The sequence below is a fragment of the Enterobacter sp. ECC_219_Taxon_10 genome, assembly GCF_058354905.1.
Genome location: NZ_CM178005.1, coordinates 115969 through 141014 on the forward strand (window position 1 = coordinate 115969; position 25046 = coordinate 141014).

The 25046-nt window shown below is 55.5% G+C and carries 26 protein-coding genes; 9 read left to right on the plus strand and 17 right to left on the minus strand.

The features are described 5' to 3' along the window. The first annotated feature begins 14 nt into the window (after positions 1–14). Positions 15–1217: a sodium/glutamate symporter gene (gene gltS / locus AC4ICF_RS00450; RefSeq protein WP_116342955.1), complete on the plus strand. Its 1203-nt coding sequence runs from the start codon at positions 15–17 to the stop codon at positions 1215–1217. A gap of 2 nt (positions 1218–1219) precedes the next feature. Here the strand turns inward: gltS and recG are convergent, their stop codons facing one another. Genes recG through gmk form a run of 5 tightly spaced genes read right to left on the minus strand, consistent with a single transcriptional unit; the run spans position 1220 to position 7086 of the window. Next, positions 1220–3301 carry an ATP-dependent DNA helicase RecG gene (recG, locus tag AC4ICF_RS00455; RefSeq protein ID WP_491466141.1) on the minus strand — a complete coding sequence of 694 codons (2082 nt, stop codon included), beginning with the start codon at positions 3299–3301 and terminating at the stop codon, positions 1220–1222. A 3-nt stretch (positions 3302–3304) separates the two neighbouring features. Next, positions 3305–3994, minus strand: coding sequence for a tRNA (guanosine(18)-2'-O)-methyltransferase TrmH (gene trmH / locus AC4ICF_RS00460; protein WP_163330021.1), 690 nt, complete (start codon positions 3992–3994; stop codon positions 3305–3307). A 4-nt stretch (positions 3995–3998) separates the two neighbouring features. Then, a complete protein-coding gene (spoT, locus tag AC4ICF_RS00465; protein WP_028015011.1) occupies positions 3999–6113 on the minus strand; it encodes a bifunctional GTP diphosphokinase/guanosine-3',5'-bis pyrophosphate 3'-pyrophosphohydrolase in 2115 nt (704 codons plus the stop codon). A gap of 19 nt (positions 6114–6132) precedes the next feature. After that, a complete protein-coding gene (gene rpoZ / locus AC4ICF_RS00470) occupies positions 6133–6408 on the minus strand; it encodes a DNA-directed RNA polymerase subunit omega (RefSeq protein WP_000135058.1) in 276 nt (91 codons plus the stop codon). Positions 6409–6462: 54 nt separating this feature from the next. Further along, positions 6463–7086, minus strand: a complete 624-nt coding sequence (gmk, locus tag AC4ICF_RS00475; RefSeq protein WP_010426438.1) for a guanylate kinase — start codon at positions 7084–7086, stop codon at positions 6463–6465. 251 nt (positions 7087–7337) lie between these two features. On the opposite strand from gmk, the gene ligB reads away from it, so the two are divergent. After that, complete coding sequence (gene ligB / locus AC4ICF_RS00480; RefSeq protein WP_316380398.1) at positions 7338–9008, plus strand: NAD-dependent DNA ligase LigB; 1671 nt, start codon at positions 7338–7340, stop codon at positions 9006–9008. A 2-nt stretch (positions 9009–9010) separates the two neighbouring features. On the opposite strand, the gene AC4ICF_RS00485 is transcribed toward ligB, so the two are convergent. Both AC4ICF_RS00485 and AC4ICF_RS00490 read right to left on the minus strand, forming a co-directional pair. After that, positions 9011–9628 carry a trimeric intracellular cation channel family protein gene (locus AC4ICF_RS00485; protein WP_061096641.1) on the minus strand — a complete coding sequence of 206 codons (618 nt, stop codon included), beginning with the start codon at positions 9626–9628 and terminating at the stop codon, positions 9011–9013. Between the two features lie 206 nt (positions 9629–9834). Further along, complete coding sequence (locus tag AC4ICF_RS00490; protein ID WP_116342963.1) at positions 9835–10698, minus strand: YicC/YloC family endoribonuclease; 864 nt, start codon at positions 10696–10698, stop codon at positions 9835–9837. A gap of 125 nt (positions 10699–10823) precedes the next feature. On the opposite strand from AC4ICF_RS00490, the gene rph reads away from it, so the two are divergent. Together rph and pyrE are read left to right on the plus strand one after the other, a co-directional pair. After that, entirely contained in the window at positions 10824–11540 is a 717-nt protein-coding gene (rph, locus tag AC4ICF_RS00495; protein WP_006812424.1) for a ribonuclease PH, read from the plus strand. Positions 11541–11607: 67 nt separating this feature from the next. After that, on the plus strand, positions 11608–12249 hold the full coding sequence (gene pyrE, locus AC4ICF_RS00500; RefSeq protein ID WP_041911672.1) for an orotate phosphoribosyltransferase: 642 nt from the start codon (positions 11608–11610) through the stop codon (positions 12247–12249). 42 nt (positions 12250–12291) lie between these two features. Here the strand turns inward: pyrE and slmA are convergent, their stop codons facing one another. From slmA to coaBC, 3 genes are all read right to left on the minus strand, one after another. Beyond that, positions 12292–12888 carry a nucleoid occlusion factor SlmA gene (slmA, locus tag AC4ICF_RS00505; RefSeq protein WP_028015015.1) on the minus strand — a complete coding sequence of 199 codons (597 nt, stop codon included), beginning with the start codon at positions 12886–12888 and terminating at the stop codon, positions 12292–12294. A gap of 121 nt (positions 12889–13009) precedes the next feature. Then, on the minus strand, positions 13010–13468 hold the full coding sequence (gene dut / locus AC4ICF_RS00510; RefSeq protein WP_015570042.1) for a dUTP diphosphatase: 459 nt from the start codon (positions 13466–13468) through the stop codon (positions 13010–13012). Then, entirely contained in the window at positions 13446–14657 is a 1212-nt protein-coding gene (gene coaBC / locus AC4ICF_RS00515) for a bifunctional phosphopantothenoylcysteine decarboxylase/phosphopantothenate--cysteine ligase CoaBC (protein ID WP_116343108.1), read from the minus strand. The genes dut and coaBC overlap by 23 nt, the downstream gene beginning before the upstream one ends. Before the next feature lie 173 nt (positions 14658–14830). Between coaBC and radC the strand changes: the two genes are divergently transcribed. The 4 genes from radC to mutM all read left to right on the plus strand — a co-directional run bounded on the left by radC (position 14831) and on the right by mutM (position 17023). Then, positions 14831–15496 carry a RadC family protein gene (gene radC, locus AC4ICF_RS00520; protein ID WP_316380399.1) on the plus strand — a complete coding sequence of 222 codons (666 nt, stop codon included), beginning with the start codon at positions 14831–14833 and terminating at the stop codon, positions 15494–15496. A 218-nt stretch (positions 15497–15714) separates the two neighbouring features. Beyond that, on the plus strand, positions 15715–15951 hold the full coding sequence (gene rpmB, locus AC4ICF_RS00525; protein WP_002436699.1) for a 50S ribosomal protein L28: 237 nt from the start codon (positions 15715–15717) through the stop codon (positions 15949–15951). Positions 15952–15973: 22 nt separating this feature from the next. Beyond that, positions 15974–16141 carry a 50S ribosomal protein L33 gene (rpmG, locus tag AC4ICF_RS00530; protein ID WP_003024094.1) on the plus strand — a complete coding sequence of 56 codons (168 nt, stop codon included), beginning with the start codon at positions 15974–15976 and terminating at the stop codon, positions 16139–16141. Positions 16142–16213: 72 nt separating this feature from the next. Next, a complete protein-coding gene (mutM, locus tag AC4ICF_RS00535; protein WP_116342967.1) occupies positions 16214–17023 on the plus strand; it encodes a bifunctional DNA-formamidopyrimidine glycosylase/DNA-(apurinic or apyrimidinic site) lyase in 810 nt (269 codons plus the stop codon). A 2-nt stretch (positions 17024–17025) separates the two neighbouring features. On the opposite strand, the gene coaD is transcribed toward mutM, so the two are convergent. The 7 genes from coaD to rfaQ all read right to left on the minus strand — a co-directional run bounded on the left by coaD (position 17026) and on the right by rfaQ (position 23918). After that, positions 17026–17505 carry a pantetheine-phosphate adenylyltransferase gene (coaD, locus tag AC4ICF_RS00540; RefSeq protein WP_316380400.1) on the minus strand — a complete coding sequence of 160 codons (480 nt, stop codon included), beginning with the start codon at positions 17503–17505 and terminating at the stop codon, positions 17026–17028. A gap of 3 nt (positions 17506–17508) precedes the next feature. Next, the gene (locus AC4ICF_RS00545; RefSeq protein ID WP_163330023.1) at positions 17509–18279 is read right to left on the minus strand and encodes a glycosyltransferase family 2 protein; all 771 of its coding nucleotides are present in this window, start codon (positions 18277–18279) and stop codon (positions 17509–17511) included. Then, the gene (gene waaA, locus AC4ICF_RS00550; protein WP_316380401.1) at positions 18279–19553 is read right to left on the minus strand and encodes a lipid IV(A) 3-deoxy-D-manno-octulosonic acid transferase; all 1275 of its coding nucleotides are present in this window, start codon (positions 19551–19553) and stop codon (positions 18279–18281) included. The genes AC4ICF_RS00545 and waaA overlap by 1 nt, the downstream gene beginning before the upstream one ends. Before the next feature lie 66 nt (positions 19554–19619). After that, positions 19620–20609, minus strand: coding sequence for a glycosyltransferase (locus tag AC4ICF_RS00555; RefSeq protein WP_316380402.1), 990 nt, complete (start codon positions 20607–20609; stop codon positions 19620–19622). A gap of 11 nt (positions 20610–20620) precedes the next feature. Further along, positions 20621–21721 (minus strand): glycosyltransferase, encoded by a 1101-nt coding sequence (locus tag AC4ICF_RS00560; RefSeq protein WP_316380403.1) that lies wholly within the window; start codon positions 21719–21721, stop codon positions 20621–20623. Between the two features lie 2 nt (positions 21722–21723). Continuing rightward, a complete protein-coding gene (locus AC4ICF_RS00565; RefSeq protein WP_316380404.1) occupies positions 21724–22851 on the minus strand; it encodes a glycosyltransferase family 4 protein in 1128 nt (375 codons plus the stop codon). Next, complete coding sequence (rfaQ, locus tag AC4ICF_RS00570) at positions 22848–23918, minus strand: putative lipopolysaccharide heptosyltransferase III (protein ID WP_316380405.1); 1071 nt, start codon at positions 23916–23918, stop codon at positions 22848–22850. Before rfaQ ends, AC4ICF_RS00565 begins: the two co-directional genes overlap by 4 nt. Before the next feature lie 150 nt (positions 23919–24068). Here rfaQ and AC4ICF_RS00575 point away from each other — a divergent pair, with 150 nt between their 5' ends. Next, the gene (locus AC4ICF_RS00575; RefSeq protein ID WP_316380407.1) at positions 24069–25025 is read left to right on the plus strand and encodes a polysaccharide deacetylase family protein; all 957 of its coding nucleotides are present in this window, start codon (positions 24069–24071) and stop codon (positions 25023–25025) included. Positions 25026–25046: the final 21 nt, after the last annotated feature.

Below are 25046 nucleotides of genomic sequence, written 5' to 3' on the forward strand. Positions count from 1 at the left end.
AACAGGAGCCTTTTATGATTCATCTCGATACGTTGTCGACCCTTGTTGCCGCAACGCTGGTCTTACTGCTTGGCCGTAAGCTGGTACATAGCGTTTCCTTTCTGAAAAAGTACACTATCCCTGAACCCGTCGCCGGCGGTCTGCTGGTGGCGCTGGCCCTGCTGATACTGAAAAAAAGCATGGGCTGGGAAATTGATTTTGATATGTCCCTGAAAGACCCGCTGATGCTGGCCTTCTTTGCCACTATCGGCCTGAACGCCAACCTGGCGAGCCTGCGCTCGGGCGGTAAGGTGCTCGGCGTATTCCTGATTGTGGTGGTGGGGCTGCTGCTGATGCAAAACGCCATTGGCATCGGTATGGCGACGCTGCTGGGGCTGGATCCGCTGATGGGTCTGCTGGCGGGGTCGATTACCCTTTCGGGCGGCCACGGCACTGGCGCTGCGTGGAGCAAGCTGTTCATCGAACGCTACGGGTTTGAAAACGCAACGGAAGTGGCGATGGCCTGTGCGACCTTTGGCCTGGTGCTGGGTGGCCTGATTGGTGGCCCGGTGGCGCGTTATCTGGTGAAGCACTCCACCACGCCGAACGGCAGACCTGACGATGAAATGGTGCCGACCGCGTTCGAAAAGCCGGACGTTGGACGCAGCATCACCTCACTGGTGATGATTGAAACTATCGCGATGATTGCCATCTGCCTGACCGTGGGCAAAGTGGTTGCGCAATGGCTGGCGGGTACCGCGTTTGAGCTGCCTACCTTTGTCTGCGTGTTGTTTATCGGGGTGATCCTGAGCAACGGTCTGGCGCTGATGGGCTTCTACCGCGTGTTTGAACGGGCGGTATCGGTGCTCGGCAACGTCTGCCTGTCGCTGTTCCTGGCGATGGCGCTGATGAGCCTCAAGCTGTGGGAACTGGCCTCGCTGGCGCTGCCGATGGTGGCGATTCTGGCGGTGCAGGCGCTGTTTATGGCGCTGTACGCCATGTTCGTGACCTGGCGCATGATGGGCAAAAACTACGATGCGGCGGTGCTGGCGGCGGGTCACTGCGGGTTTGGTCTGGGAGCCACTCCAACGGCTATCGCCAACATGCAGGCGATCACCGAACGGTTCGGGCCATCGCATATGGCGTTTCTGGTGGTCCCGATGGTTGGCGCATTCTTCATTGATATCGTCAACGCGCTGGTGATCAAGCTGTACCTGATGCTGCCGATGTTTGCCTGAGATCAGGCGTTGGAATAGCGTTCGGTTTCCGGCATCCAGCGTTCAATTAACGCTGCCGCCTGTTCGGGGTAGCGTTCATGAATATGGCGAGCCAGGCGCTGAACTTCGGGGATCATGGCCTGATCGCGCAGTAAATCCGCCACTTTGAATTCTGCGTTCCCCGTCTGGCGCGTGCCCAACAGTTCACCCGGGCCGCGGATCTCCAGGTCTTTTTGCGCAATTACAAAACCGTCGTTGCTGTCGCGCAGCACCTGCAACCGCATCTGGGCTGTTTTTGAGAGCGGGGCTTTGTAGAGCAGTACGCAGTGGGACGCTACCGCGCCACGGCCAACGCGCCCGCGCAGCTGGTGGAGCTGAGCAAGGCCCAGACGCTCCGGGTTTTCGATGATCATCAGGCTGGAGTTGGGTACGTCAACGCCCACTTCAATGACCGTCGTCGCAACCAGCAAATGCAGATCTCCCTGTTTGAAGGACTGCATCACCGCCTGCTTCTCGGCAGGCTTCATGCGGCCGTGAACCAGGCCAACGTTCAGCTCGGGCAGTGCCAGCTTGAGTTCTTCCCACGTCGCTTCGGCGGCCTGCGCTTCCAGCAGTTCAGACTCTTCAATCAGGGTACAGACCCAGTAGGCCTGACGCCCTTCTTGGGTGCAGGCGTTGCGCACGCGGTCAATGATATCGCTGCGGCGCGTGTCAGGAATGGCGACCGTCGTGACCGGGGTACGGCCCGGCGGCAGTTCGTCGATGGTGGAGGTATCCAGATCGGCATAGGCGGTCATCGCCAGGGTGCGCGGGATCGGCGTGGCGGTCATGATCAGCTGATGCGGGTGGAAGCCCTGCTGCAGCCCTTTTTCCCACAGCGCCAGACGCTGATGCACGCCAAAGCGGTGCTGCTCGTCGATAATCACCAGCGCAAGACCGTTAAACTGCACCTGCTCCTGGAAGATGGCGTGCGTGCCGACAATCATCTGCACCTGGCCGCTGGCGATGGCTTCCTGCTGCGCAAGACGCGCTTTGCCTTTTTGTTTCCCGGCAAGCCAGCCCACTTCAATCCCGAGCGGCGCGAACCATGTGCGGAAATTGTTGGCGTGCTGCTCGGCCAGCAGCTCTGTCGGTGCCATCAGTGCGACCTGCTTGCCATGGGCGATGGCGCGTAACGCGGCCAGGGCGGCAACCAGCGTTTTACCGGACCCGACGTCGCCCTGCACCAGGCGCATCATCGGCACGTCGAGCGCCATATCGCGTTCGATCTCGGCGGTGACCCGCGCCTGCGCGCCGGTGGGCTTAAAGGGCAGCGAGGCCAGCAGCTTATCTTTGAGCGCATCATTCTGGCTTAACGGCTGAGCGTGGAAACGCTGCGCGCCCGCGCGAAGCGCCAGCATGCTCAGGTTATGCGCCAGTAATTCCTCAAGGATAAGACGCCGTTGGGCGGGATGTTTGCCGCTTTCTAAATCGCTGAGCTGCAGCGTTGGCGGCGGGCGGTGCAGGGTGCGCAGCGCCTCGGGCAGGCTCATCATGCCCTGCGCCAGCTCGGGCGGCAGCAGCTCGGTAATGGCGCAGGTATCCAGCAGCTCCAGCGCCTGATCGGTGAGCTTACGCAGCGTTGCCTGCTTGATGCCTTCCGTCGTCGGGTAAACCGGGGTGAGCGTCTCCTGCAGCTCCGGCGTGCTGAGATCGCCCTGCACGCGGTACTCCGGGTGGATCATCTCTGCGCCGTATTTCCCGCGTTTAGCTTCGCCATAGGCCAGCACCCTGCGGCCCGTCGCCAGGCTGTTTTTCATCGCCGCGCTGAAGTTGAAGAAACGCATGGTGAGGATGCCGGTGCCGTCGCTGATCTGGCAGGTCATCATCCGGCGTCCGCCGAAAGTGATGTTGCAGTTCAGAACTTCGCCTTCAACGGTGGCGTAAATGGCGGGAAGCAGATCGCCAATCTTGTAGAGTTGAGTGCGGTCTTCGTAACGCAGGGGGAGGTGAAGCAGGAGATCCTGCACGGTATGCAGGCCAATTTTTGCCAGCTTATTGCTTTGTGCCGCGCCCACGCCCGTCAGGCTGTTGAGCGGGATAGCATCCAGCAGGCGGCCTTTCATCGGTTACCCGGCGTACTGCATGGTGGCCCACCACTCGGCATCGGCTTCAATTTCGCCCTGCGCGTTGACGTGGGGGTAAGGCAATTTTTTCTGCTTCGCAACGCGAGCCAGCACCGGATAGCCACCTTCAAACAGCAGACGCTGCTGTTCCTCTTCCGGCAGCATGCTGTTGCTGCGCTCGTACATCCCGGCGTTCTGACGCTGGCGCTGCGCTTCATACAGAATGAGCGCGGACGCTACGGAGACGTTAAGGGACTGGACCATGCCGATCATCGGAATGATGATGTCCCGATCCGCCAGATCCAGCGCTTCCCGGGAGATCCCTGTTTTTTCCTGACCCATCAAAATGCAGGTCGGGCGGGTATAGTCGATCTCGCGGAAATCCACGGCTTTAGCGGAGAGGTTTGTCGCAAGAACCTGCATCCCGCGGCCTTTCAGGTGCGATACGGCTTCGCTAATGGTTTGATGGTTTTTGACCGAGACCCAGCTGTTACTGCCTGCGGCAGCGGAGACCATGTTGCGCATGCGGTTGCCTGGCCAGACGGCGTGCACTTCATGCACGCCTACGGCGTCAGCGGTACGGACGATAGCAGCAACGTTATGTGGTTTATGGACCTGCTCCATGCAGACCGTCAGGTCAGGCTGACGCCTGGCGAGCATTTCGCAGATGCGGGCATAACGTTGTGAATTCATAAACCTAGTTTCGGTTTCGGGTGACTTTAATCACGTCCGGCATGACGCGGATCTTGCGCATAATGTTCGCCAGATGCACGCGGTCGCGAGCGGTCAGACGAATAAAGGCGCTGTACACGCGGCCGTCTTTTTCTTCCGTATTCAGGCTCTGAATGTTGGACGAGGCCGTGTTGATTGCTGCCGTCAGGTTCGCCAGAGCACCCTGGTGGTTGAACATATCCACCTTAATTTCGGTGATAAATTCCTGCGCGGTCTCTTTATCCCACTCGACCGCCATAAACTTCTCGGCTTCTTTCTGGTAGCCGCGAATGTTACGACAGGATTCATGGTGGATAACCAGCCCTTTGCCCGGGCTGACGTGCGCGATAATCGGGTCGCCAGGGATTGGGCGGCAGCATTTTGCGAAGGTGATCAGCACCCCGTCCGCGCCTTTAATCGGCAGATGAGCATGGCCGGATGCGCCTGGAGCAGAAGGCGTCGCTTCGCCCTGCTGCAGGTTTTTCGCCACCACGACGCTCATGGCGTTGCCCAGACCAATTTCCGCCAGCAGATCGTCCAGAGACGTGAGCTTCATACGGTCGAGTTCACGCTGGATATGCTCCGGCGGGATCTCAGCCAGCTTGCGGCTGCCGCCTAACGCGTGGTTGAGCAGACGACGCCCCAGGCTGACGGAGTCGTCGCGCTTGAGGTTTTTCAGCAGCTGACGGATTTTTGCGCGCGCTTTGGAGCTCACGACAAAGTTCAGCCAGGCCGCGTTCGGACGTGCGCCCGGCGCGGTAATAATTTCCACCGTCTGGCCGCTGGAGAGCGGCTGAGACAGCGGGTAAGGCTGTCTGTCGACGCGCGCGCCGACGCAGGCGTGCCCGATATCGGTATGCACGGCGTAGGCGAAGTCGACCGGCGTTGCGCCCGCAGGCAGTTCGACAATGCGGCCTTCTGGGGTGAAAACGTAAATCTCATCCGGGAAGAGATCGGATTTAACGCTCTCGATAAATTCAAACGAGCTACCCGCACTCTGCTGAAGCTCCAGCAGGCTCTGCATCCAGCGCTGGGCGCGGATTTGTGCGGTCGTGCTGCTTTCGCCACCGTGCTCTTTGTACGCCCAGTGTGCGGCAACACCCATCTCTGCCATCTGGTCCATGTCTTCGGTGCGGATCTGCACTTCAACAGGCACGCCGTGCGGACCGATCATCGAGGTATGCAGAGATTGATAGCCGTTCGCTTTTGGAATGGCAATGTAATCTTTCATGCGCCCCGGACGAGGTTTGTAGAGGCTGTGCATCTGCCCCAGCACGCGATAGCAGGTGTCCGAATCGTGGACGATTACGCGGAACGCGTAGATATCCATGATCGAGTGAAAACGCTGCTCTTTGAGCACCATTTTGCAGTAGATGGAATACAGATGTTTCTCGCGACCGCTGACGCGGCACGGAATTCCCGCTTCCTGTAAGCGCCCTTCAATTTCAGAGAGGATCTTTTGAATCATCTCTTTACGGTTACCGCGGGCGGCTTTTACCACCTCTTTGATTACGCGATAGCGGTTCGGGTACAACGCTTCAAAGCCCAGCTCTTCCAGCTCGGTTTTGATGTGGTGAATACCTAAACGGTGCGCCAGCGGACTGTAGATTTCGAGGGTTTCACGGGCAATGCGGCGACGTTTATCCGGGCGAAGTGAGCCCAGCGTGCGCATGTTGTGGGTACGGTCAGCGAGTTTGATGAGAATGACGCGGATATCCTGCACCATCGCCATAATCATCTTGCGGAAGTTTTCGGCTTGCGCCTCTTTCTTGTCGCGGAATTTCAGCTTATCAAGCTTAGAGACCCCTTCCACCAGCTCGGCAACGCTTTTGCCAAACAGCTGTTCCATATCCTGGTAGGTGGCAGGGGTATCTTCGATCACGTCGTGCAGCAGGGCGGCCATCAGCGTTTCGTAGTCGAGTTTCATCTCGGCCAGAATACAGGCTACCGCAACCGGGTGCGTGATATAAGGTTCACCGCTTGAACGTGTCTGGCCCTCGTGAGCGTCACGTGCAACGAGATACGCCTGCTGAAGACGCTTAATCTGGTCTTCAGGCAGGTAGGTTTGAATCAGTTGATTCAGGCTTTCAAACAGATACAAGGGCGACCCGCAGGTTTAATTAACGACGACCTTCAGCAATGGCGGTTACGGCCTGCAGTTCTGCGGCTTCCTGCTCTTGCTGCTCCTGGCGCTCACGTACGTCGAGGATCTGGTTGTTAATCAGACCTTCTTCGATTTCGCGAAGTGCAATAACGGTGGTTTTATCGTTTTCTTCCGGTACCAGCGGATCTTTACCGCCTACCTGCATCTGACGAGCGCGACGCGCGGCGACCAGCACCAGGTCAAAACGGTTACCAATTTTCTCTACAGCGTCCTGAACAGTTACGCGTGCCATACTTAAAATGCTCCACAGGTGAAGAAATGACTGGGCATGATACTGAAAGTGGGTTCAGTCTGCCAACAGTTTGGTGATTAATGCGTCATGTCGCTGCTTCTGGCGGCTCATACGCAGTCGTTCTGCGCGAAGAATGGTTTTGAGATCGCTCAGCGCGGCATCAAAATCATCATTCACAATAAGGTAATCATATTCCGCGTAATGGCTCATTTCTGCAACTGCCTGTTCCATACGCTTTGCGATGACTTCTTCGCTGTCCTGACCGCGGCCACGCAGGCGGCGATCCAGCTCATCTTTCGACGGCGGTAAAATAAAGATACTGCGCGAGTCAGGCATTTTCTTACGAATTTGCTGTGCGCCCTGCCAGTCGATGTCGAGGAACACATTCACGCCCGTCGCCAGAACCTGCTCAATGGTTTCACGTGAGGTGCCGTAGTAGTTTCCAAACACTTCTGCGTGTTCAAGAAACGCGTCTCTGCCGATCATCGCTCTGAACTCGTCGTGATCCACAAAGAAATAGTGTTCACCGTGCACTTCACCCGGACGCGGCGCTCGCGTGGTGTGAGAAACAGAAACCTGTGTGTCGTACAACGGTTGGGTTTTTAACAGTGCCTGAATAAGGCTGGATTTACCCGCGCCACTAGGGGCAGAAACAATATAAAGCGTGCCTTGAGCCATGAGAGTCTTTTGTATGTGTTAACGAAGAAGTCCTACATACGGGCTTATTATACACGTCGGCGCACCGTGACGTAGCCTTTGTCACACTTTTTCCCCTGGATTATTGAATTTTGCGTGCCGTTTTCAGGTTTTACCCGCGGTTTGCAGAAATAAAAAGAAACCCTGGATAGCGCCTCGTAAAGCGAAAGGTTGCCGTTAGCGTTGTTTTGATCGGCAGGTTATACCTCCTGCAACGCAAAGGAGGGGTAGCAATGTGGCGATGGATAAGCGGATTACTGGTGTTGTGGTGTGGCTATGGCGCGGCGGTGTGTCCGGTGTGGTCGCAGGCAAAAGCAGAGAAAGAGATTGCGTCGTTAAGCGCGCAGATAAAACGCTGGGATGATGCCTACTGGAAGCAGGGGGCGAGCGATGTAAACGACGACGTGTACGACCAGCTTCACGGGCGGTTAACGCAGTGGCAGCGCTGTTTTGGCAGTGAGATTTCAGAAGAGAAACTCCCCGCGCTGACGGGAAGCGTAAAACATCCTGTTGCCCATACGGGGGTACGTAAAGCAGCCAGCAAAGAAGCGCTGAGCCAGTGGATGCACGGCCGGAAAAATCTCTGGATGCAGCCAAAAGTCGACGGCGTGGCAGTGACGCTTGTGTATCGCAACGGAAAGCTAGCCCGGGCGATCAGCCGTGGTAATGGGCTAAAAGGCGAGGACTGGACGGCACGCGTGCGTTTGATTCCGTCCGTGCCTAAGGAGGTATCCGGCGTGCTGGCAAACAGCGTCTTACAGGGGGAGCTTTTCTGGCTACGCGAAAACCACGTCCAGCGGCAGATGGGCGGAATGAATGCACGTGCAAAAGTGGCGGGCGCGATGATGCGACAAAAGGACAACGCGTTTCTGAACCAGACGGGAATATTTATCTGGGCCTGGCCGGATGGACCGAAGGGAATGGAAAACAGGCTTTCTGAGCTGTCCAGCGCAGGTTTTTCCCTGACGGCGCGCTATACGCTGCCCGTACAGACTGTTGATGCTGTTGAAAAACAGCGTTTGGCCTGGCAAAACACGGCATTACCCTTTGCCACGGATGGCATAGTGGTTCGGTCTGCTGAGTCTCCTTCAGGGGAGCGCTGGCTGCCTGGCGAAGGCAACTGGGTCATCGCGTGGAAATATTCGCCTGCAGCACAGGTCGCTGAGGTCAGAAATATTCATTTTTCCGTGGGGCGCACGGGCAAAATTTCTGTCGTGGCGGCACTGGAGCCTGTCCAACTGGACGATAAACAGGTGCAGCGAGTGAGCCTGGGTTCGGTTGGGTGCTGGCAGAGGCTGGATATTGCCCCGGGCGATCAGGTTCAGGTAAGTCTGGCCGGGCAGGGTATCCCCCGGTTTGATAAGGTGGTCTGGCGAGGAACGGACAGACAAAAACCAGAACCACCGGCCTCGCGTTATCACTCCCTTAGCTGCTTTTATGCCTCGCCAGCGTGTATGGAACAGTTCTTTGCCCGGCTGACGTGGCTCAGTTCAAAGCAGGTATTCAACATTGAAGGATTAGGTGAGTCAGGCTGGCGGATGCTCTGGCAGGCACATCATTTTGAACATCTCTTTTCATGGCTGCTATTAACGCAGGAACAGCTGCAGTCGACGCCGGGGTTTTCCGCAGCGCGCGGGCTCGCACTTTGGCACCGCTTTAATCAGGTGCGCGAGCAGCCTTTCATCCGCTGGATTATGGCTCTGGGTGTTCCGTTACCGCAGGCGTCGCTGAAGGCTTCAGGGGAGGTGTCCTGGCAGAAGATGAGCGAGCGCAGCGCAAAGTCATGGCAGACCCTGCCGGGAACGGGAGAGGAGAAGGCGCGGCAAATCGTTAGCTGGCTGCACGCGCCAGAGATTGATGTGCTGGCGAAGTGGCTCGCTGGACAGCACATCAACGGGTTCTGAGATTAGTGAGCGCCGTGCTTATAGTGAAACACAGGCAGCCCGAGCTTCAGACGCAGCGCCAGCATGCGGGCCGTAAAGCCAAACAGCAGCGTGGAGATGACCACCACGTCGTGGTTTGAAACGTAATGCTGCAGGGCAATGTAGAGCACCGCTGCGGCGAAGGAGATGCCGGCATACAGCTCTTTTTGAAAGACCAGAGGAATGCGTTTGCAGAACATATCGCGCAGCACGCCGCCGAATACCCCCGTGACCACGGCCGCGATGGTAGCGATAACCGGACCTTCCCCCATATCGAGCGCGATTTGCGCGCCGATGATTGAAAAAACGATCAGCCCCAGCGCATCAAGCACCAGGAACAGGCGGCGCAGATGGGGCATAACGGGTGCCACTATGGTGGTTAATACGGCAGCCGTTGCGACGATAATCACGTACTCAGGATGCTTCACCCAGCCAAGCGGGTAGTGACCAAGCAGGATATCGCGCACGGAACCGCCGCCCAGCGCGGTTGCAGTAGCAATAATGATCACGCCGAAGGTGTCCATCCGGCGACGCCCGGCGGCGAGAGCGCCAGTCATGGCTTCTGCGGTGATACCAATGAGATAAAGAATGTGAAGCAGCATATACCCTCCGGTGTGAACGCGGGAAGGTTAGCGATTTGTGCGCAAGATCACGATTGAGATTTTCTAAGGCGATTGGATTTCACCTATAAAATCTAATCAATACATGCTGAATATGGTTGATTATTGGCAGGTGAATTGGAAAAGGTGTGAAAATTCGAATTAGAAATAATAATGGGTGGCATCAGCCGATACCACCCAAAAAGGGATTACTCAATATTCTGGATCTGCTCGCGCATCTGCTCAATCAGAACCTTCAGTTCAATCGCTGAGTTGGTCACTTCAGCATTGATAGACTTAGACGCCAGAGTATTCGACTCGCGGTTGAACTCCTGCATCATAAAGTCCAGACGGCGGCCTACAGCTTCCTTCTTCTTCAGTATGTTGTAGGTCTCTTTCACGTGCGCTTCCAGACGATCCAGCTCTTCGGCCACGTCAACGCGCTGCGCCATCAGCACCAGCTCTTGTTCCAGACGGGTGTTTTCCAGCTGAACTTCCGCTTCTTCCAGCTTGGCGACAAGTCGTTCGCGCTGCCATTGCAGCACTTCTGGCATGTGGGTGCGGACTTTGGCCACTTCGGTGCTCACGCCTTCAAGACGCTGCTCAATCATCGCTTTTAGCGCCTGGCCTTCGGTTTCTCGGGCAACGATAAAATCGTCCAGCGTGCCGTCGAGGGCTGCCAGAATTTCAGCGGCAATGGCATCCAGATCCTGCTCACCGGCGGCCATGACCCCAGGCCAGCGCAGAATATCAACCGGGTTGATTTCGCCTTCATCGCTCTGCATTTTGACCCAGTTCGCCGCATTCACGAGCTGTTTCGCCAGCTTTTCGTTGAGGATCAGTTCGCCCTGCGCGCTGGCATCTGGCTCAAAGCGCAGGTTGCATTCCACTTTCCCGCGGGTCAGACGCGTACGGATACGCTCGCGCACCACAGGTTCAAGGCTGCGGAACTGTTCCGGCATACGGAAATATGTTTCCAGATAGCGCTGGTTTACCGAACGCATTTCCCAGGTAGCGCTACCCCAGCTACCCTTGATTTCACGCCGGGCGTAGGCGGTCATACTGCGGATCATAGACATTCCCGTTTTTAAAGGAGAGATGGGGGGATTATAGCTTTCGGGGGCTTCTCAGGATAGGAATAAGCATCCTTTATCCGTATAATGCGCAGCCACATTCGTTTCAAGCCGGAGAATCCATCATGCGTCCATCAGGTCGTAGCGCCAATCAGGTGCGTCCCGTCACCCTGACCCGTAACTATACAAAACACGCTGAAGGCTCCGTGCTGGTTGAGTTTGGTGACACCAAAGTGCTGTGCACCGCATCCATCGAAGAAGGGGTTCCGCGCTTCCTGAAAGGCCAGGGTCAGGGCTGGATCACCGCCGAATACGGCATGCTGCCACGCGCAACGCACACCCGTAATGCCCGTGAAGCGGCAAAGGGTAAGCAGGGCGGCCGTACCATGGAGATTCAGCGTCTGATCGCACGTGCGCTGCGCGCTGCCGTTGACCTGAAAACTCTCGGTGAATTCACTATTACGCTGGACTGCGACGTAATTCAGGCAGATGGCGGCACGCGTACCGCGTCCATTACCGGTGCCTGCGTAGCGCTGGCGGATGCCCTGAACAAGCTGGTTGCAGCCGGTAAGCTGAAAACCAACCCAATGAAAGGGATGGTCGCGGCGGTTTCCGTGGGGATCGTTAACGGCGAAGCGCTTTGCGATCTGGAATACGTTGAAGATTCCGCTGCCGAGACCGACATGAACGTGGTGATGACCGAAGATGGCCGCATCATTGAGGTGCAGGGCACGGCGGAAGGCGAGCCGTTCACCCATGAAGAACTTCTCTCCCTGCTGGCGTTGGCCCGAGGGGGAATCGAATCCATTGTAACGACGCAAAAAGCGGCGTTAGAAAATTGATTTTAAAGGCGACCAGTGAGTCGCCTTTTTTTTGCCTGTAAGACAGAAAAACCAAAGGAGCGAATCCATGAAATCGTATCAGCGCCAGTTTATTGAGTTTGCTATTAATAAACAGGTACTTAAGTTTGGCGAATTTACGCTGAAATCCGGGCGTAAGAGCCCCTATTTCTTCAACGCCGGGCTGTTTAATACCGGGCGCGATCTGGCCCTGTTAGGCCGTTTCTATGCCGAAGCGCTGGTGGATTCCGGGATTGATTTTGACCTGCTGTTTGGCCCGGCCTACAAAGGCATTCCAATTGCGACCACCACAGCAGTCGCGCTGGCGGAACATCACGACCGCGACGTGCCGTACTGCTTTAACCGCAAAGAGGCCAAAACCCACGGTGAAGGCGGTAATCTTGTAGGCAGCGCGCTGCAGGGCCGCGTGATGCTGGTGGACGACGTGATCACCGCAGGCACTGCGATCCGTGAATCTATGGAGATTATCCAGGCCAACGGTGCGACGCTGGCTGGCGTGCTTATTTCTCTGGATCGTCAGGAGCGTGGTCGCGGCGATATCTCTGCTATCCAGGAAGTAGAGCGTGATTACAGCTGCAAAGTGACCTCTATCATCACCCTGAAAGACCTGATTGCGTATCTGGAAGAGAAGCCAGAGATGGCGGATCACCTGGCGGCGGTGCGGGCGTATCGCGAAGAGTTTGGCGTGTAATTGAATTGCCCGGCGGCGCTACGCTTACCGGGCGCTGCGGCGCTACTGCAGTTGTGCTGCTACTAACGGCCAGCGGGCGTCAAAATCGTCCGTTGGTCGGTATTTGAATTCACTGCGCACAAAGCGGGAGAGCATGCCTTCACAAAACGCCAGGATCTGGCTTGCCAGCAATGTCTCATCCGTATTGTATCCTTCACCTTCACGCATTTTCTTCTCGCGCAGCACCTGTCGCAGCTGCGCTTCAATACGCTCAAAAAGCTGATTGATGCGGCCCTGTAGCCTGTCCTGCTCAAACATCAGCGCGTGGCCGGTCAGGATACGGGTTAAACCCGGATTGCGTTCCCCAAAGCCCAGAATTAACAGCACAATCAGACGCAGACGCGCGGTGGTGTCTTTTTCGTCTTTCAAAATCAGATTAATGCGTGTGATCAGACTGTCTTCAATAAACTCGATCAGGCTGTCGAACATTTTTGTTTTGCTGGGGAAATGACGATACAGCGCCGCTTCAGACACGCCCACAGAGGCGGCCAGTTTAGCGGTGGTGATGCGTTGACTGCCATCGCTGGATTCAAGCATCAGAGCCAGAGATTGAAGTATTTCTTCGCGACGATTCCTTTTCGCGGTTTGTTTTTCTGCCATGTTACAAAATACCCCTGAAAAATAAGCACTTGCCAGGCTGGCATCCACACAGCGACCGCAAACTGGCGTTTGCGGTTTGTTATTGCGTTATGGCGCTGCGAGATACGTGTGTGTCGGGCGGTTATTTGCGCCCGGAATGGCCGAAGCCGCCTTCGCCACGGTCGGTGGCATCAAAGTCTGCCACCAGGTTAAATTCTGCCTGAACCACCGGTACAAAAACCATCTGCGCGATACGCTCGCCCGGTTCAATGGTGAAGCTGTCCTGGCCACGGTTCCAGACGGATACCATCAGTTGACCCTGGTAGTCGGAGTCGATCAGGCCGACCAGGTTACCCAGCACAACGCCGTGCTTATGGCCCAGACCAGAGCGCGGCAGGATCACTGCCGCCAGAGACGGGTCAGCAATGTGGATCGCCAGCCCAGTCGGGATCAGGGTAGTGGCACCGGGAGCCAGTTCTACGGCGTCATCGAGACAGGCGCGCAGGTCAAGTCCGGCAGAGCCGGAGGTGGCATAGGTTGGCAGCGGGAATTGCTCGCCAACACGCGGGTCCAGAATCTTAACGTCGATTTTTTTCATCATAACGGGTAACGATCTCGTCCAGTAATTGTTGGCCCAGGAGTTCCTTGCGCTCAAGCGGTAAGATTTTATCTCCATCCTGCCAGAAAAGGTGCAGTGCGTTGCTGTCGCTATTAAATCCTTGCGTGGCCAGCGATACGTCGTTCGCGCAAATTAAATCGAGGTTTTTGCGGGTACGTTTTTGCCGGGCATATTCTTCCACATTATTCGTTTCTGCGGCAAATCCAACAACGTAAGGACGATGGTTTTTTAGTGCGGCGACCCCAGCAACAATGTCCGGGTTTTTCACCATTTTCAGTGTTAATTCATCACCTTGCTTTTTGATTTTAGATTCGGCGATGGTCTCGGCACGATAGTCTGCCACGGCCGCACAGCCGATAAAAATCTGCTGATGTTGCGCATGAGCCTGCACGGCGGCTTCCATCTCCTGCGCGGTAGTGACATTAATGCGCTGCACAAAAGGTGGCGTAGGTAACGAGACCGGGCCGCTGACCAGCGTGACGTTAGCACCGCGTTTTGCCGCTGCGGCAGCAATTGCAAAGCCCATCTTGCCGGAGCTGTGGTTGGTGATGTAGCGCACCGGGTCCAACGGCTCGCGCGTGGGACCCGCAGTAATCATGATGTTGAGATGTTGCAGATCGTTGACAGGTGAGAAATGGGCGGCAGCCATATCTACAATCGTCAACGGGTCGAGCATACGCCCTGGGCCAACGTCGCCGCAGGCCTGGCTGCCACTGTCCGGGCCCCAGATAAGCAGGCCGCGCGAGGCCAGCGTCTCCAGATTATGCTGGGTGGCGGCGTTGCGGTACATCTGCTGGTTCATGGCTGGCACAACGGCGACAGGTGCAGGCGTCGCGAGGCAAATGGTCGAAACCAGATCGTTCGCCATACCGGCCGCCACGCGGGCAATCAAATCCGCCGTGGCTGGGGCAAGAATCACCAGATCGGCCCATTTCCCAAGCTCAATATGCCCCATCGCGGCTTCGGCGGCCGGATCGAGCAGGCTGTCAGATACTGGGTATCCTGAAACCGCCTGCAGGCTCAGAGGGGTGATAAAGGCTTTACCGCCTTCGGTTATCGCGACCCGCACGTCCGCCCCGCGCTCGCGCAGACGACGCACCAGCTCCGGCGCTTTATAGGCAGCAATACCGCCGCTCACGCCAAGAACGATTTTTTTACCGGCCAGGCTCATCATGATTCTTTCCTGTTGGGTTTCACCAGAGAGCGGGCATTTTATCACAATCCCAAATACGGGGTGATGAAGTCCTTTATTCACTTTGCGAGGCGCTACGCAAGAACGAAACCTCAGCGTCGAGCCCCGGATTTGCCTGTGGCAGCATAATGGCAAACAGAAGGAGGCCGGGCATGGAAGAGACTGAACTGCTGCTACCGCGCGAAAAAATGCTGCGTCATGGCGTCACGTTATTAAAAGACGACGAACTGCTGGCGCTCTTTTTACGTACAGGTACGAAGGGAAAAACGGTATTTACGCTGGCGAAAAATCTGATAGACCATTTTGGTTCACTGTATGGTTTGCTGACAGCCGAACTGGAGGAGTTTGCGCACGTAGAAGGCATTGGCGTCGCGAAATATGCCCAGTTACGGGGTATTGCTGAACTTGCCCGGAGATTTTATAACGTGCAGATGGAGGAGCAAGATCCGATCCTTACCCCTGACATGACCCGAGAATTTCTGCAAAGCCAGCTATCCGGTCTGGAGCGGGAGATCTTTATGGTGATCTTTCTCGACAACCGAAACCGGGTGCTTAAGCATACCCGCCTTTTTTCAGGTACACTGAGCCACGTTGAGGTGCATCCGCGTGAAATTGTGCGCGAAGCGATAAAAGTGAATGCAGCAGGCGTGATCCTCGCGCATAATCACCCCTCTGGCTGTGCAGAACCGAGCAGAGCGGACAAAGAAATCACCGAGCGCATTATCAAATGCTGTCAATTCATGGACATTCGTGTGCTGGACCATCTGATAATTGGCCGCGGAGAGTACATTTCTTTTGCAGAACATGGCTGGATTTAGGCTATTTCTGGCGATCCATCGGGATCTTTGTCTGTTCGGGACTTGAGCACACCGCCGAGTCAGCGTATACTACGCCACCTTTGAGAATCTCGGGTTTGGCATTTGGGCCTGGCAATCGAGAGTTCACTTAGAACTACGCGATGACCGGGCTGTAAAGCCTGACGAGGCGCCGATACCCCATACGAAGCTCGAGCTAATTTGATTTTTGGAGAATAGACATGTCCCGAGTCTGCCAAGTTACTGGCAAGCGTCCGGTGACCGGTAACAACCGTTCCCACGCACTGAACGCGACTAAACGCCGTTTCCTGCCGAACCTGCACTCTCACCGTTTCTGGGTTGAGAGCGAGAAGCGTTTTGTCACCCTGCGCGTATCTGCTAAAGGTATGCGTGTAATCGATAAGAAAGGCATCGATACAGTTCTGTCTGAACTGCGTGCCCGTGGCGAAAAGTACTAAGTACTTAAAGAGGAAATAAATCATGGCTAAAGGTATTCGCGAGAAAATCAAGCTGGTTTCTTCTGCTGGTACAGGTCACTTCTACACCACCACGAAGAACAAACGTACTAAGCCGGAAAAACTGGAACTGAAAAAATTCGATCCAGTTGTACGCCAGCACGTACTGTACAAAGAAGCTAAAATCAAATAATTTTAGCCTCCTTGTATTGAAAAACCCCGCAACTGCGGGGTTTTTTGCATTCTGCATCTCAACGGAGGAACCATGCCTGAATTACCTGAGGTAGAGACCAGCCGTCGCGGCATTGAGCCCCATCTGGTCGGCGCGACTATTCTTCATGCTGTCGTTCGCAATGGACGTCTGCGCTGGCCGGTGTCCGATGAGATCCACGCGTTAAGCGACAAACCCGTCCTTAGCGTGCAGCGCCGCGCGAAATACCTGCTGCTGGAGTTGCCTGACGGCTGGATTATTATCCATCTGGGGATGTCCGGGAGCCTGCGCATCCTGACCGAAGAACTGCCTGCGGAAAAGCACGACCATGTCGATCTGGTGATGAGCAACGGCAAAGTGCTCCGTTACACCGATCCCAGGCGCTTTGGCGCGTGGCTGTGGACAAAGGAGCTGGAAGGACACAACGTGCTGGCGCATCTGGGCCCTGAGCCGCTTTCAGACGCGTTCAACGCGGACTACCTGAAAGAGAAGTGTGCGAAGAAGAAGGCTCCGATCAAGCCCTGGCTGATGGATAACAAGCTGGTGGTCGGCGTGGGGAATATTTACGCCAGTGAATCGCTTTTCGCGGCCGGGATCCATCCCGATCGGCTGGCATCATCGCTGTCGGCGCAGGAGTGTGAGCTGCTGGTCCGGGTCATTAAAGCCGTATTACTGCGCTCGATTGAGCAGGGCGGGACCACGCTGAAGGACTTCCTGCAAAGCGACGGTAAACCGGGCTATTTTGCCCAGGAGCTGCAGGTGTATGGCCGTAAAGGTGAGCCATGCCGGGTATGCGGGACGCCGATCGCTGCCGCAAAGCACGCCCAGCGAGCCACGTTCTACTGCCGTCAGTGCCAGAAATAGCGCTACTTTAGCTTGTCCATCAGCGCCTGGTGGACGTTATCCGGCAGGAAATGGGTAACGTCCCCGTGATGGCGCGCCACCTCTTTCACCAGCGTGGACGAGATAAACGACCACTCTTTTGATGGCATCAGGAATACGCTTTCCAGCTCCGGCATCAGGTGGCGGTTCATGTGCGCCAGCTGCATCTCATACTCGAAGTCTGCCACCGCGCGCAGGCCACGGATCAGAATATTGGCCTGCTGGGCGCGGGCGAAGTTCGCCATCAGGTCGCTAAACCCGACCACCGCAACATTCGACAGGTGCGAAATGGCATCGGTGGCGAGCTGTACGCGCTCGTTGAGGTCAAACATCGGCTTTTTGCTGGGGCTGGCGGCAATGGCCAGGATCACCTTGTCGAACATGCATGCCGCACGGGTGATGATATCAATATGACCGTTGGTGATCGGATCGAAGGTACCCGGATAAATCGCTTTTGTGCTCATGGCTCACGTTTTCTCTGAGTAGCCGCGGCAGAGCGCCCACAGCTCGGTGTATTTGTTGAAAGTATACTGGGCATTCACTACCGCGAGTAACCAGCCCTGCTTACCGTCCAGCACGCCACCACGCAGCAGCAGCGTTTTCAGAAACGCACCCAGCGTGTGGGTGAAGATACCCGTCAGCGAGGCCTTCTTGCCGCGCTGGTGACGCTCCTGCGCCCATGCGGTGGCATAGTTGAGCTGCTTTTGCTGGAAGCTGGCGAAATCACGGCAGGTCAGGTGCAGCAAATCGCCCGTCAGGGGAATGACCTGGGCGCTGTCGCAGGTCAGTGATTCATGGACCAGGTTGTCGTTGTACTGATAGCGCTCGCGCTCGTAGAGGCGCATAACGCGGTCAGGATACCAGCCGCTGTGGCGCATGAAGCGGCCAAGGAAGTAGTTGCGGCGGGCGATGCTGTATACGGCGCCGGGCTTGGGCGAGGAAAGCACCGCCTGGATGGCCTGCTGAAGCTCCGGCGTGATGCGTTCGTCGGTATCGAGCATCAACACGTAATCACCGGTGGCATACCCCTGCGCGCGCTGGCGCTGGATGCCATAGCCTTGCCAGTCAGTATTGGTAAAGATTTTTGCGCCCGCTGCCCGGGCAACGTCCACCGTGTTGTCCGTGCTTCCGGAGTCGAGAATGACGATCTCGTCAGCCCAGGCGACGGAGGCCAGGCAGTCCGGAAGCAGGTCGGCGGCGTTTTTGGCGATCATGACGACCGACAGACGCGTAGACATTAGTGGCTCCGCTGAGGCAGATAAGGTTGCAGAAGCTGCAGCAGACGGGTGAGTGCGCCCTGATTCTGGTGCAGCACTTCAACGGCGTGGCGACCGTACCACAGGCGGTAATCTTCGTCCGTCAGAAGGGTCGATACCTCTTTGACGACCGAGTCCGCATCGGTCACGGTAATTAAACCATCGGCCTGCTGTAATTTCGCGCAGATATCTTTGAAGTTAAACGTGTGTGGCCCCATCAGCACAGGAATGGCGTGGGCTGCCGGCTCCAGCGGGTTATGGCCTCCGCGTTCCACCAGGCTTCCGCCAACAAAGGCGAGGTCAGCAATGCCGTAGAGCAGCATCAGTTCGCCCATCGTATCGCCAATCACCACCTGGGTACTGCCGGAAGGGATCTCTCCGTTGCTGCGCAGAGTGAAGCTGAAGCCTCCTTTCTGCACCATTTCGCGGGCATCTTTAAAACGTTCCGGATGACGAGGCACGAGGATCAGCAGTAAATCAGGGAATTTTTCCAGCAGCTTGCGGTGCGCCTGCAGGATAATCGCCTCTTCACCCTCATGAGTACTGGTGGCAATCCAGACCTGACGACGCGGAGCCCACTGGCGGCGCAGCGTGATGGCGCGGGCGGCCAGTTCAGGGGTAACGGAAATATCGAATTTCAGACTGCCGGTTACGGCAAGCTGGTTGCGCTTCAGGCCCAGAGAGATAAAGCGTGCCGCGTCTTCTTCATTCTGCGCGGCAATCAGCGTGATTTTGCTCAGCAGGCGGCGCATAAATTTACCCAGCTTGCCGTAGCCTTTCGCCGAGCGCTCTGACAAGCGCGCGTTGGCAATCACCAGCGGAATTTTACGGGCGTGCAGAGCGGAAATCATGTTCGGCCACAGCTCGGTTTCCATCACGATCACCAGCTTCGGGCGAACGGTGTTCAGGAAACGATTCATGGCGCAGGGCAGATCGTAAGGGAGGTAGACGTGATGAACGTCTTTACCAAACGCGGATAACGCGCGCTCTGAGCCGGTTGGCGTCATGGTGGTGACGGTAATTGGCAGAGACGGGTAGCGATGGCGCAGAGCGCGAACCAGCGGGATCGCCGCCAGCGTTTCACCAACAGAAACGGAATGCAGCAAAATACCGTCCGGCGCGACTTTATTGCGGCAAAAGCCATAGCGTTCAGCCCAGCGTTTACGATACGCAGGCGCTTTACGGCTACGAAGCAACAGTCTCAGCCACACCAGTGGCTGAATGATATAGAGCAGGGCGGTATACAACAATTCCAAGCGATTATCCGTCTTTTTAGTTTCGGCGGGCAAATTCTAAGCATTTAAGCCAGGTAAAGCTATCTCTTATGCCAGATACCGTTTTAAACGGAAGTAGCGTCGGCCCAGGCGCCAGCGCAAACGCGGGCTTTTGGCACTTTTCCAGATAAGCTTCCAGATCCCGGTGTCGAAGAACTCTTTGATAATCATTGTCTTCTTTGCCTCATCCTTCATGTTGTCGAAGGTATGAATGATTCCCAACCCCTCTTTGGCGATTTGCCAGTAGCAGGCGGGGATATTTTTCACTTTATCCGGGTAACGCTGGTTAATGGCATCAAGCATCTGCAGGATTTTCATGTAGTGGCGCGCGGAGCGAATCAGCGTGTCGTCATTATCCGGCGTGTGCGATACCGAGGCAGAGTGAATGTAGTAGTCATAAAAGCGTTCGCTGGTGTACTGAACGCGCTCTGCGGCAAGCAGCACCTCGGTGGTCCACGGGATATCCTGATGGCGCAGGCCGGGTTCGAAATGGAAACGGTGTTTACGAATAAAATCGTGGCGATAAATATTAAGCCAGGTCACGTGCAGGAACTTACGTGAATCCAGCGCCATCTTCAGCCATGCCGGACCCGTCATGACGCCCGTCGAGGCGAGTTTATCCTCAGGGAAGATAGGGCGAGAAGGTTTCCTGTCATTTTCCCAGACATAGTTGCCGTTGCAGGTGGCGACATCCAGATCCTGCGTAACGGCCATATCCAGCAGACGCTGGTACATGCCAGGTTTGAAGACATCATCAATATCCGGGAAAGAGAGATACTGACCGGTTGCAACGGCCAGGCCGGTATTACGCGCGATGGAAACACCCTGGTTATGCTGTTCAATCACCTGTATCTGCGGCAGTTTTTCACGCCAGCTTTCGACGATCTGCATCGAGCGGTCAGTCGAGCCGTCATTGACAATGATGACTTCCATGCTGTCGATGCGTTGATTCACAAGGCAGGTAAAGAACTGATCCAGAAAAGCTTCGCCGTTATAAACGGCAACCACCACGCTTAACAATGGCGCTGAATTTTGCATAAGAAACCTGATTATTTTTGATTGTCGACCAAAGCAATGTATTGCTGGCAGATGGCATTGATACCGAACGACGCAATCGTTGCATCGCCAACGACCGGCGGGGCGGTATAAATATCTACCAGGGTTTTTGCCAGTGACGCGTCATTTAACTCTGCCAGCCCGCGCGCTAAGGCGCCGGTGAGGATTTCTGCGGGGCCACCCGGACAATTGGTACTGACCGGTGGCGTGTGGCAGATAATGGATTCCACCAGCACATTACCAAAACCTTCGCAGTCAGAGCTTAACACTAAGAGGCGTGCACCTTTTATCCAGGGGTAGGGGTTAGCGTCGAACGGACGGAAAACCGTTTTGTTTTCAATACCCAAATCGCGGGCAAGCTGCTTAAGTTTTTGAATTTTGGCTTCTGAGCCATTGCCCATCATGACAAGCGTAGTGTCAAGCTGACTCTGTGCGAAGGCGCGTAAAAGGCGGTCGTGGCGTTTGTGTTCATGGAAGCGGCCAACATGGATGATGTAATCCTTCCCTTGCATCTCGAAGGGGGCATCCGCCAGACGCTGAATCTCAGGGATATCAAAAGGATTATGGATAACCGCTTTACGCCGGAGTTTGAGAGCCAGCGTCTCGGAAAGATCTTTCAACACGGCGCCTGAGACGGCGACAACGTTTCGGTTTTCGTAGGTATGACGAATTTTAAGATGCTTAAACCAGCGCGAAAGCCCGCTGCGGTGTCGGAGATAAGAGAAAGAGAACATGCCGTGCACGCAGAACCAGACTTTATCACGTTCCAGCGCGCGGCAGTGCGCCACAATGCGGTCCGTTTTGTGCAGATGAGAGAACACAACGTCAAATTTTCCGCTGCGCTCAGCCCGCTCAATTGCCTGATCCAGCAGGCGGGCGCGGCGCGGGATCTCCGTCAGCTTTCGCCACGGTTTTTTGCAGGTATCCTGAACCACCTGATAATCAATGCCTTCCGGGATGGCGTAATCACACACTTTCCGCAGAGAGTAAAGGGAGACCTGATGCCCCATTTCCATTAATCCGCTGGAAAGTGTAAGAACTGTTTTTTCAGCTCCCCCACCGGGTAAACCATCAATAATCATTAGGATACGCATTTTTAATCCAGTAATTTTTGATAAAGCGAAATAAGCTGACTTGACAGTTTTTCGGGGGTGGCGCTTTTTACGCGTTCACGTGCCGCTTGCCCCATCGTGTTATTTTTTCCCAGAGAAGGGGTGGCTGCAATTGCCTCCTTCAATGTGTCGATATCCAGGGCGTCACAATAAAATCCGTTCTGGCCTTGCTGAATAAATTCAGCGCCACCGCAGCTCTGTGAAGTAATGACGGGCAAGCCGCAGGCCATCGCTTCAAGAATGACGTTTGGAAACGGATCATACAGCGTTGGCAACAGTAAACCATCGGATAGCTGATAAAAAGGCAGAGTTTCTTTCTGCATCCCCAGGAAACGGATTTGCCCTTCGCAGCCTAATGAGCGGGCGAGGTCACGATAACGATGTTCTGCTTTATCCTGTCCAACCACAATCAGCCAGGCTGGCGTTCCTGCGATAGCGCGTATGGCGCTGGCCAATCCTTTTCGTTCAAATCCCGACCCTACAAAACAGAACACCACGGCATCGGCTGGCAAACCAAATTGCTGACGCAGCGCGGCTCGCTGTGCTTCCTGGGCTGGAATGAAGCGGCTGGAATCAATTGAATTATAAATCACATGTATTTTTTTTGCGTCAATATCAAAGTCTTCGACGATTTCGCGTTTGATCATCTCCGCATTACAGATAACCGCCTTCAGCTCTGGGGCCTGGTACATTTCTCGTTCGGCTTGCATCACGTAGCGGTGATAGCGATCGAACATCAGCATCTGCGCGCGCCAGGCGGGCAGAATGCGCGCACGCTGCAGCAGCCAGCGGCGATGGACGCCATCTCCAGCGCGGTAGATATCGCAGCCCGGGATACGCTCATGGCTTTGCACAATATCAAACTGCTGTTGTTGCCACAGCGCGCGGGCGGCATGGGCAAAACCGCGTTCGCGGCTGATGCGGCCCCATTTACGCGGGTCGCAAATATGGATATGCCAGTCGTCCTGCTTTTCGCCCTGCCATTCACGCGTAATGACGTTGAGTTCAAGATTCTGGTTGCTCAGCGCGGTGAGAGCACGTGAAACGAAGCGCTCCGCCCCGCCATCAGGGCGATACTTTTGGCGAACAATCGCCAGGCGATGGTGTTTCATGACAGATATCTCCTTGCAGTGGAGACGACAGCATCAGCAGGAATGGCGTCGAGATAACGTTCTTTCGTTTTGGTATCAATGGCGTCGGGATCGGGAAGGGGGCCGTAGTCGCCCGCCCAGATGACTTCACCGTTGACTTGCCATGGAGACCAAAACGTCAGTTTGGAAGGGCCAAACAGCGCCACGCAGGGTGTCTGCAGCGCGGCGGCCATATGCATCGGCACGGAGTCAACGCCAATAAAAAGACACGCGTGATCGATAAGCGAGGCCAGCTGGCGCAACGTTAGCTGTCCCGCCAGCGAGACGACCCCCGTCTTCGGTGAGGCGGCGAGAATGCGATCGATCATCGCCAGCTCTTTTTTATCCGGCCCGGCCGTGAGGACGACGGTATGCCCATCCTGCTGCAGCGCGGTGATGGTTTGCGCCATTTTGCTCTCATCCCAGCATTTGAAGAACCAGCGTGACGTCGGCTGGATGACGATGTAGTTATCGCCCACTCCTTTTTGCACCAGCAGCTGGCGGGCGTGGTGCCAGTCTTCTGCGCTGTAGGCCATGGTAACCGCCGGCTTAGGTGCGACCTGTAATGGCGACAGAATGGAGAGATTTTGTTCGACGGTGTGCAGGGATTTGTGATTTGCAACAGAGACTAATTCACTATGGCAGAAACGCCAGAATGGATTGTTGCGTTTGTTAAAGGCGAATCCGAGGCGAACCGGCGCACCGGTGAAGCGGGTGACGATAGCGCTACGCCACTGATCGGCAAGATTAATCACCAGATGATAATGTTGCTTTCGTAATGCGCAGAGCAGCTGCCACTCCTTTTGAAGGTGCTTTAGCGTGCCCAGCTGCTTCCATTTACGATCGATTCCATAAATAGTGCCAATCGCCGGATGGGCGGCGAGCATATCGCGCGTTTCTTCATACAACAGCACGTCAATTTGCGCCTGCGGCCATTTTTGACGTAACGAATCAATGACGGGAGTGGTCAATAACATATCGCCATGATGGCGGAGTTTGATCAGTAAAATGCGCAAATCAGGCGTGTCAGGTAAGTTATTCATCATCATCTTATCGGCGTTGTACTGTTGGCAATTCTAATAGACCTGGTAGCGACTTGCACTCTTTCTCCATAATCTCAGGAATTTCCCAGGGAGGCTTTACTCAGGCTTTGGTGAGTGCGTAACATAGCGCTAACTTCCCTGTCATGCGGACTCATTATGAAAAAACCAGCGTTTATCATCACGATTGATACTGAGGGCGATAATCTCTGGCAGAATCACCGCGTCATTAAAACGGAAAACGCGCGCTATCTGGCCCGCTTTCAGACCCTTTGTGAACGTTTTGGTTTTAAGCCCGTATGGCTGACAAACTATGAGATGGCAATTGAGCCCGTTTTCATTGAGTTCGCCAGGGACGTGATTGCTCGCAGGCAGGGGGAGGTGGGAATGCACCTTCACGCATGGAATAGCCCGCCTGAGCACGATCTCACGGGAGATGACTGGCGCTGGCAGCCGTATCTGATTGAATTTTCAGACGAGGTGATGCGTGAGAAAGTGCTGTTCATGACCCGTCTGCTGGAAGAGACATTCCAGACCAAAATGCTGAGCCACCGCGCCGGGCGCTGGGCATTTGATAGCCGCTATGCAAAATTGCTCGTTGAACTGGGCTACCAGGTTGATTGCTCCGTGACGCCGCGCGTGAACTGGCGCAACGCGAAAGGTGCCCCGCAGGGTAATGGCGGAACGGACTATCAGCATTTCCCCGACCACGCCTATTTTATGGATTTAGATACTATTTCCCGGGCGGGCAATAGCCCATTACTGGAAGTGCCGATGAGCATTCAGTATAAACATCCGGCCTGGTTGAACACGATCAAACAGGGGTACGATCGTCTTCGCGGGAAATACCGTTCGCCCTCCGTGAACTGGCTACGACCGACGGGTGGAAATGCGCCTCAGATGATTCAGGTCGCGCAGCAATGCCTGTCTCAGGGGCAGGATTACGTGGAGTTTATGCTTCACTCGTCTGAATTTATGCCTGGCGGAAGCCCCACGTTTAAAGATGAGGCGGCGATCGAAGGGTTGTATCAGGATCTGGAAGTGCTCTTTAGTTGGTTATCCGATAAGACGATTGGGATGACGCTGGCGGAATTTTATCAGTACAAGAAAAAATAATGCCCGCATGGCGGGCATTAT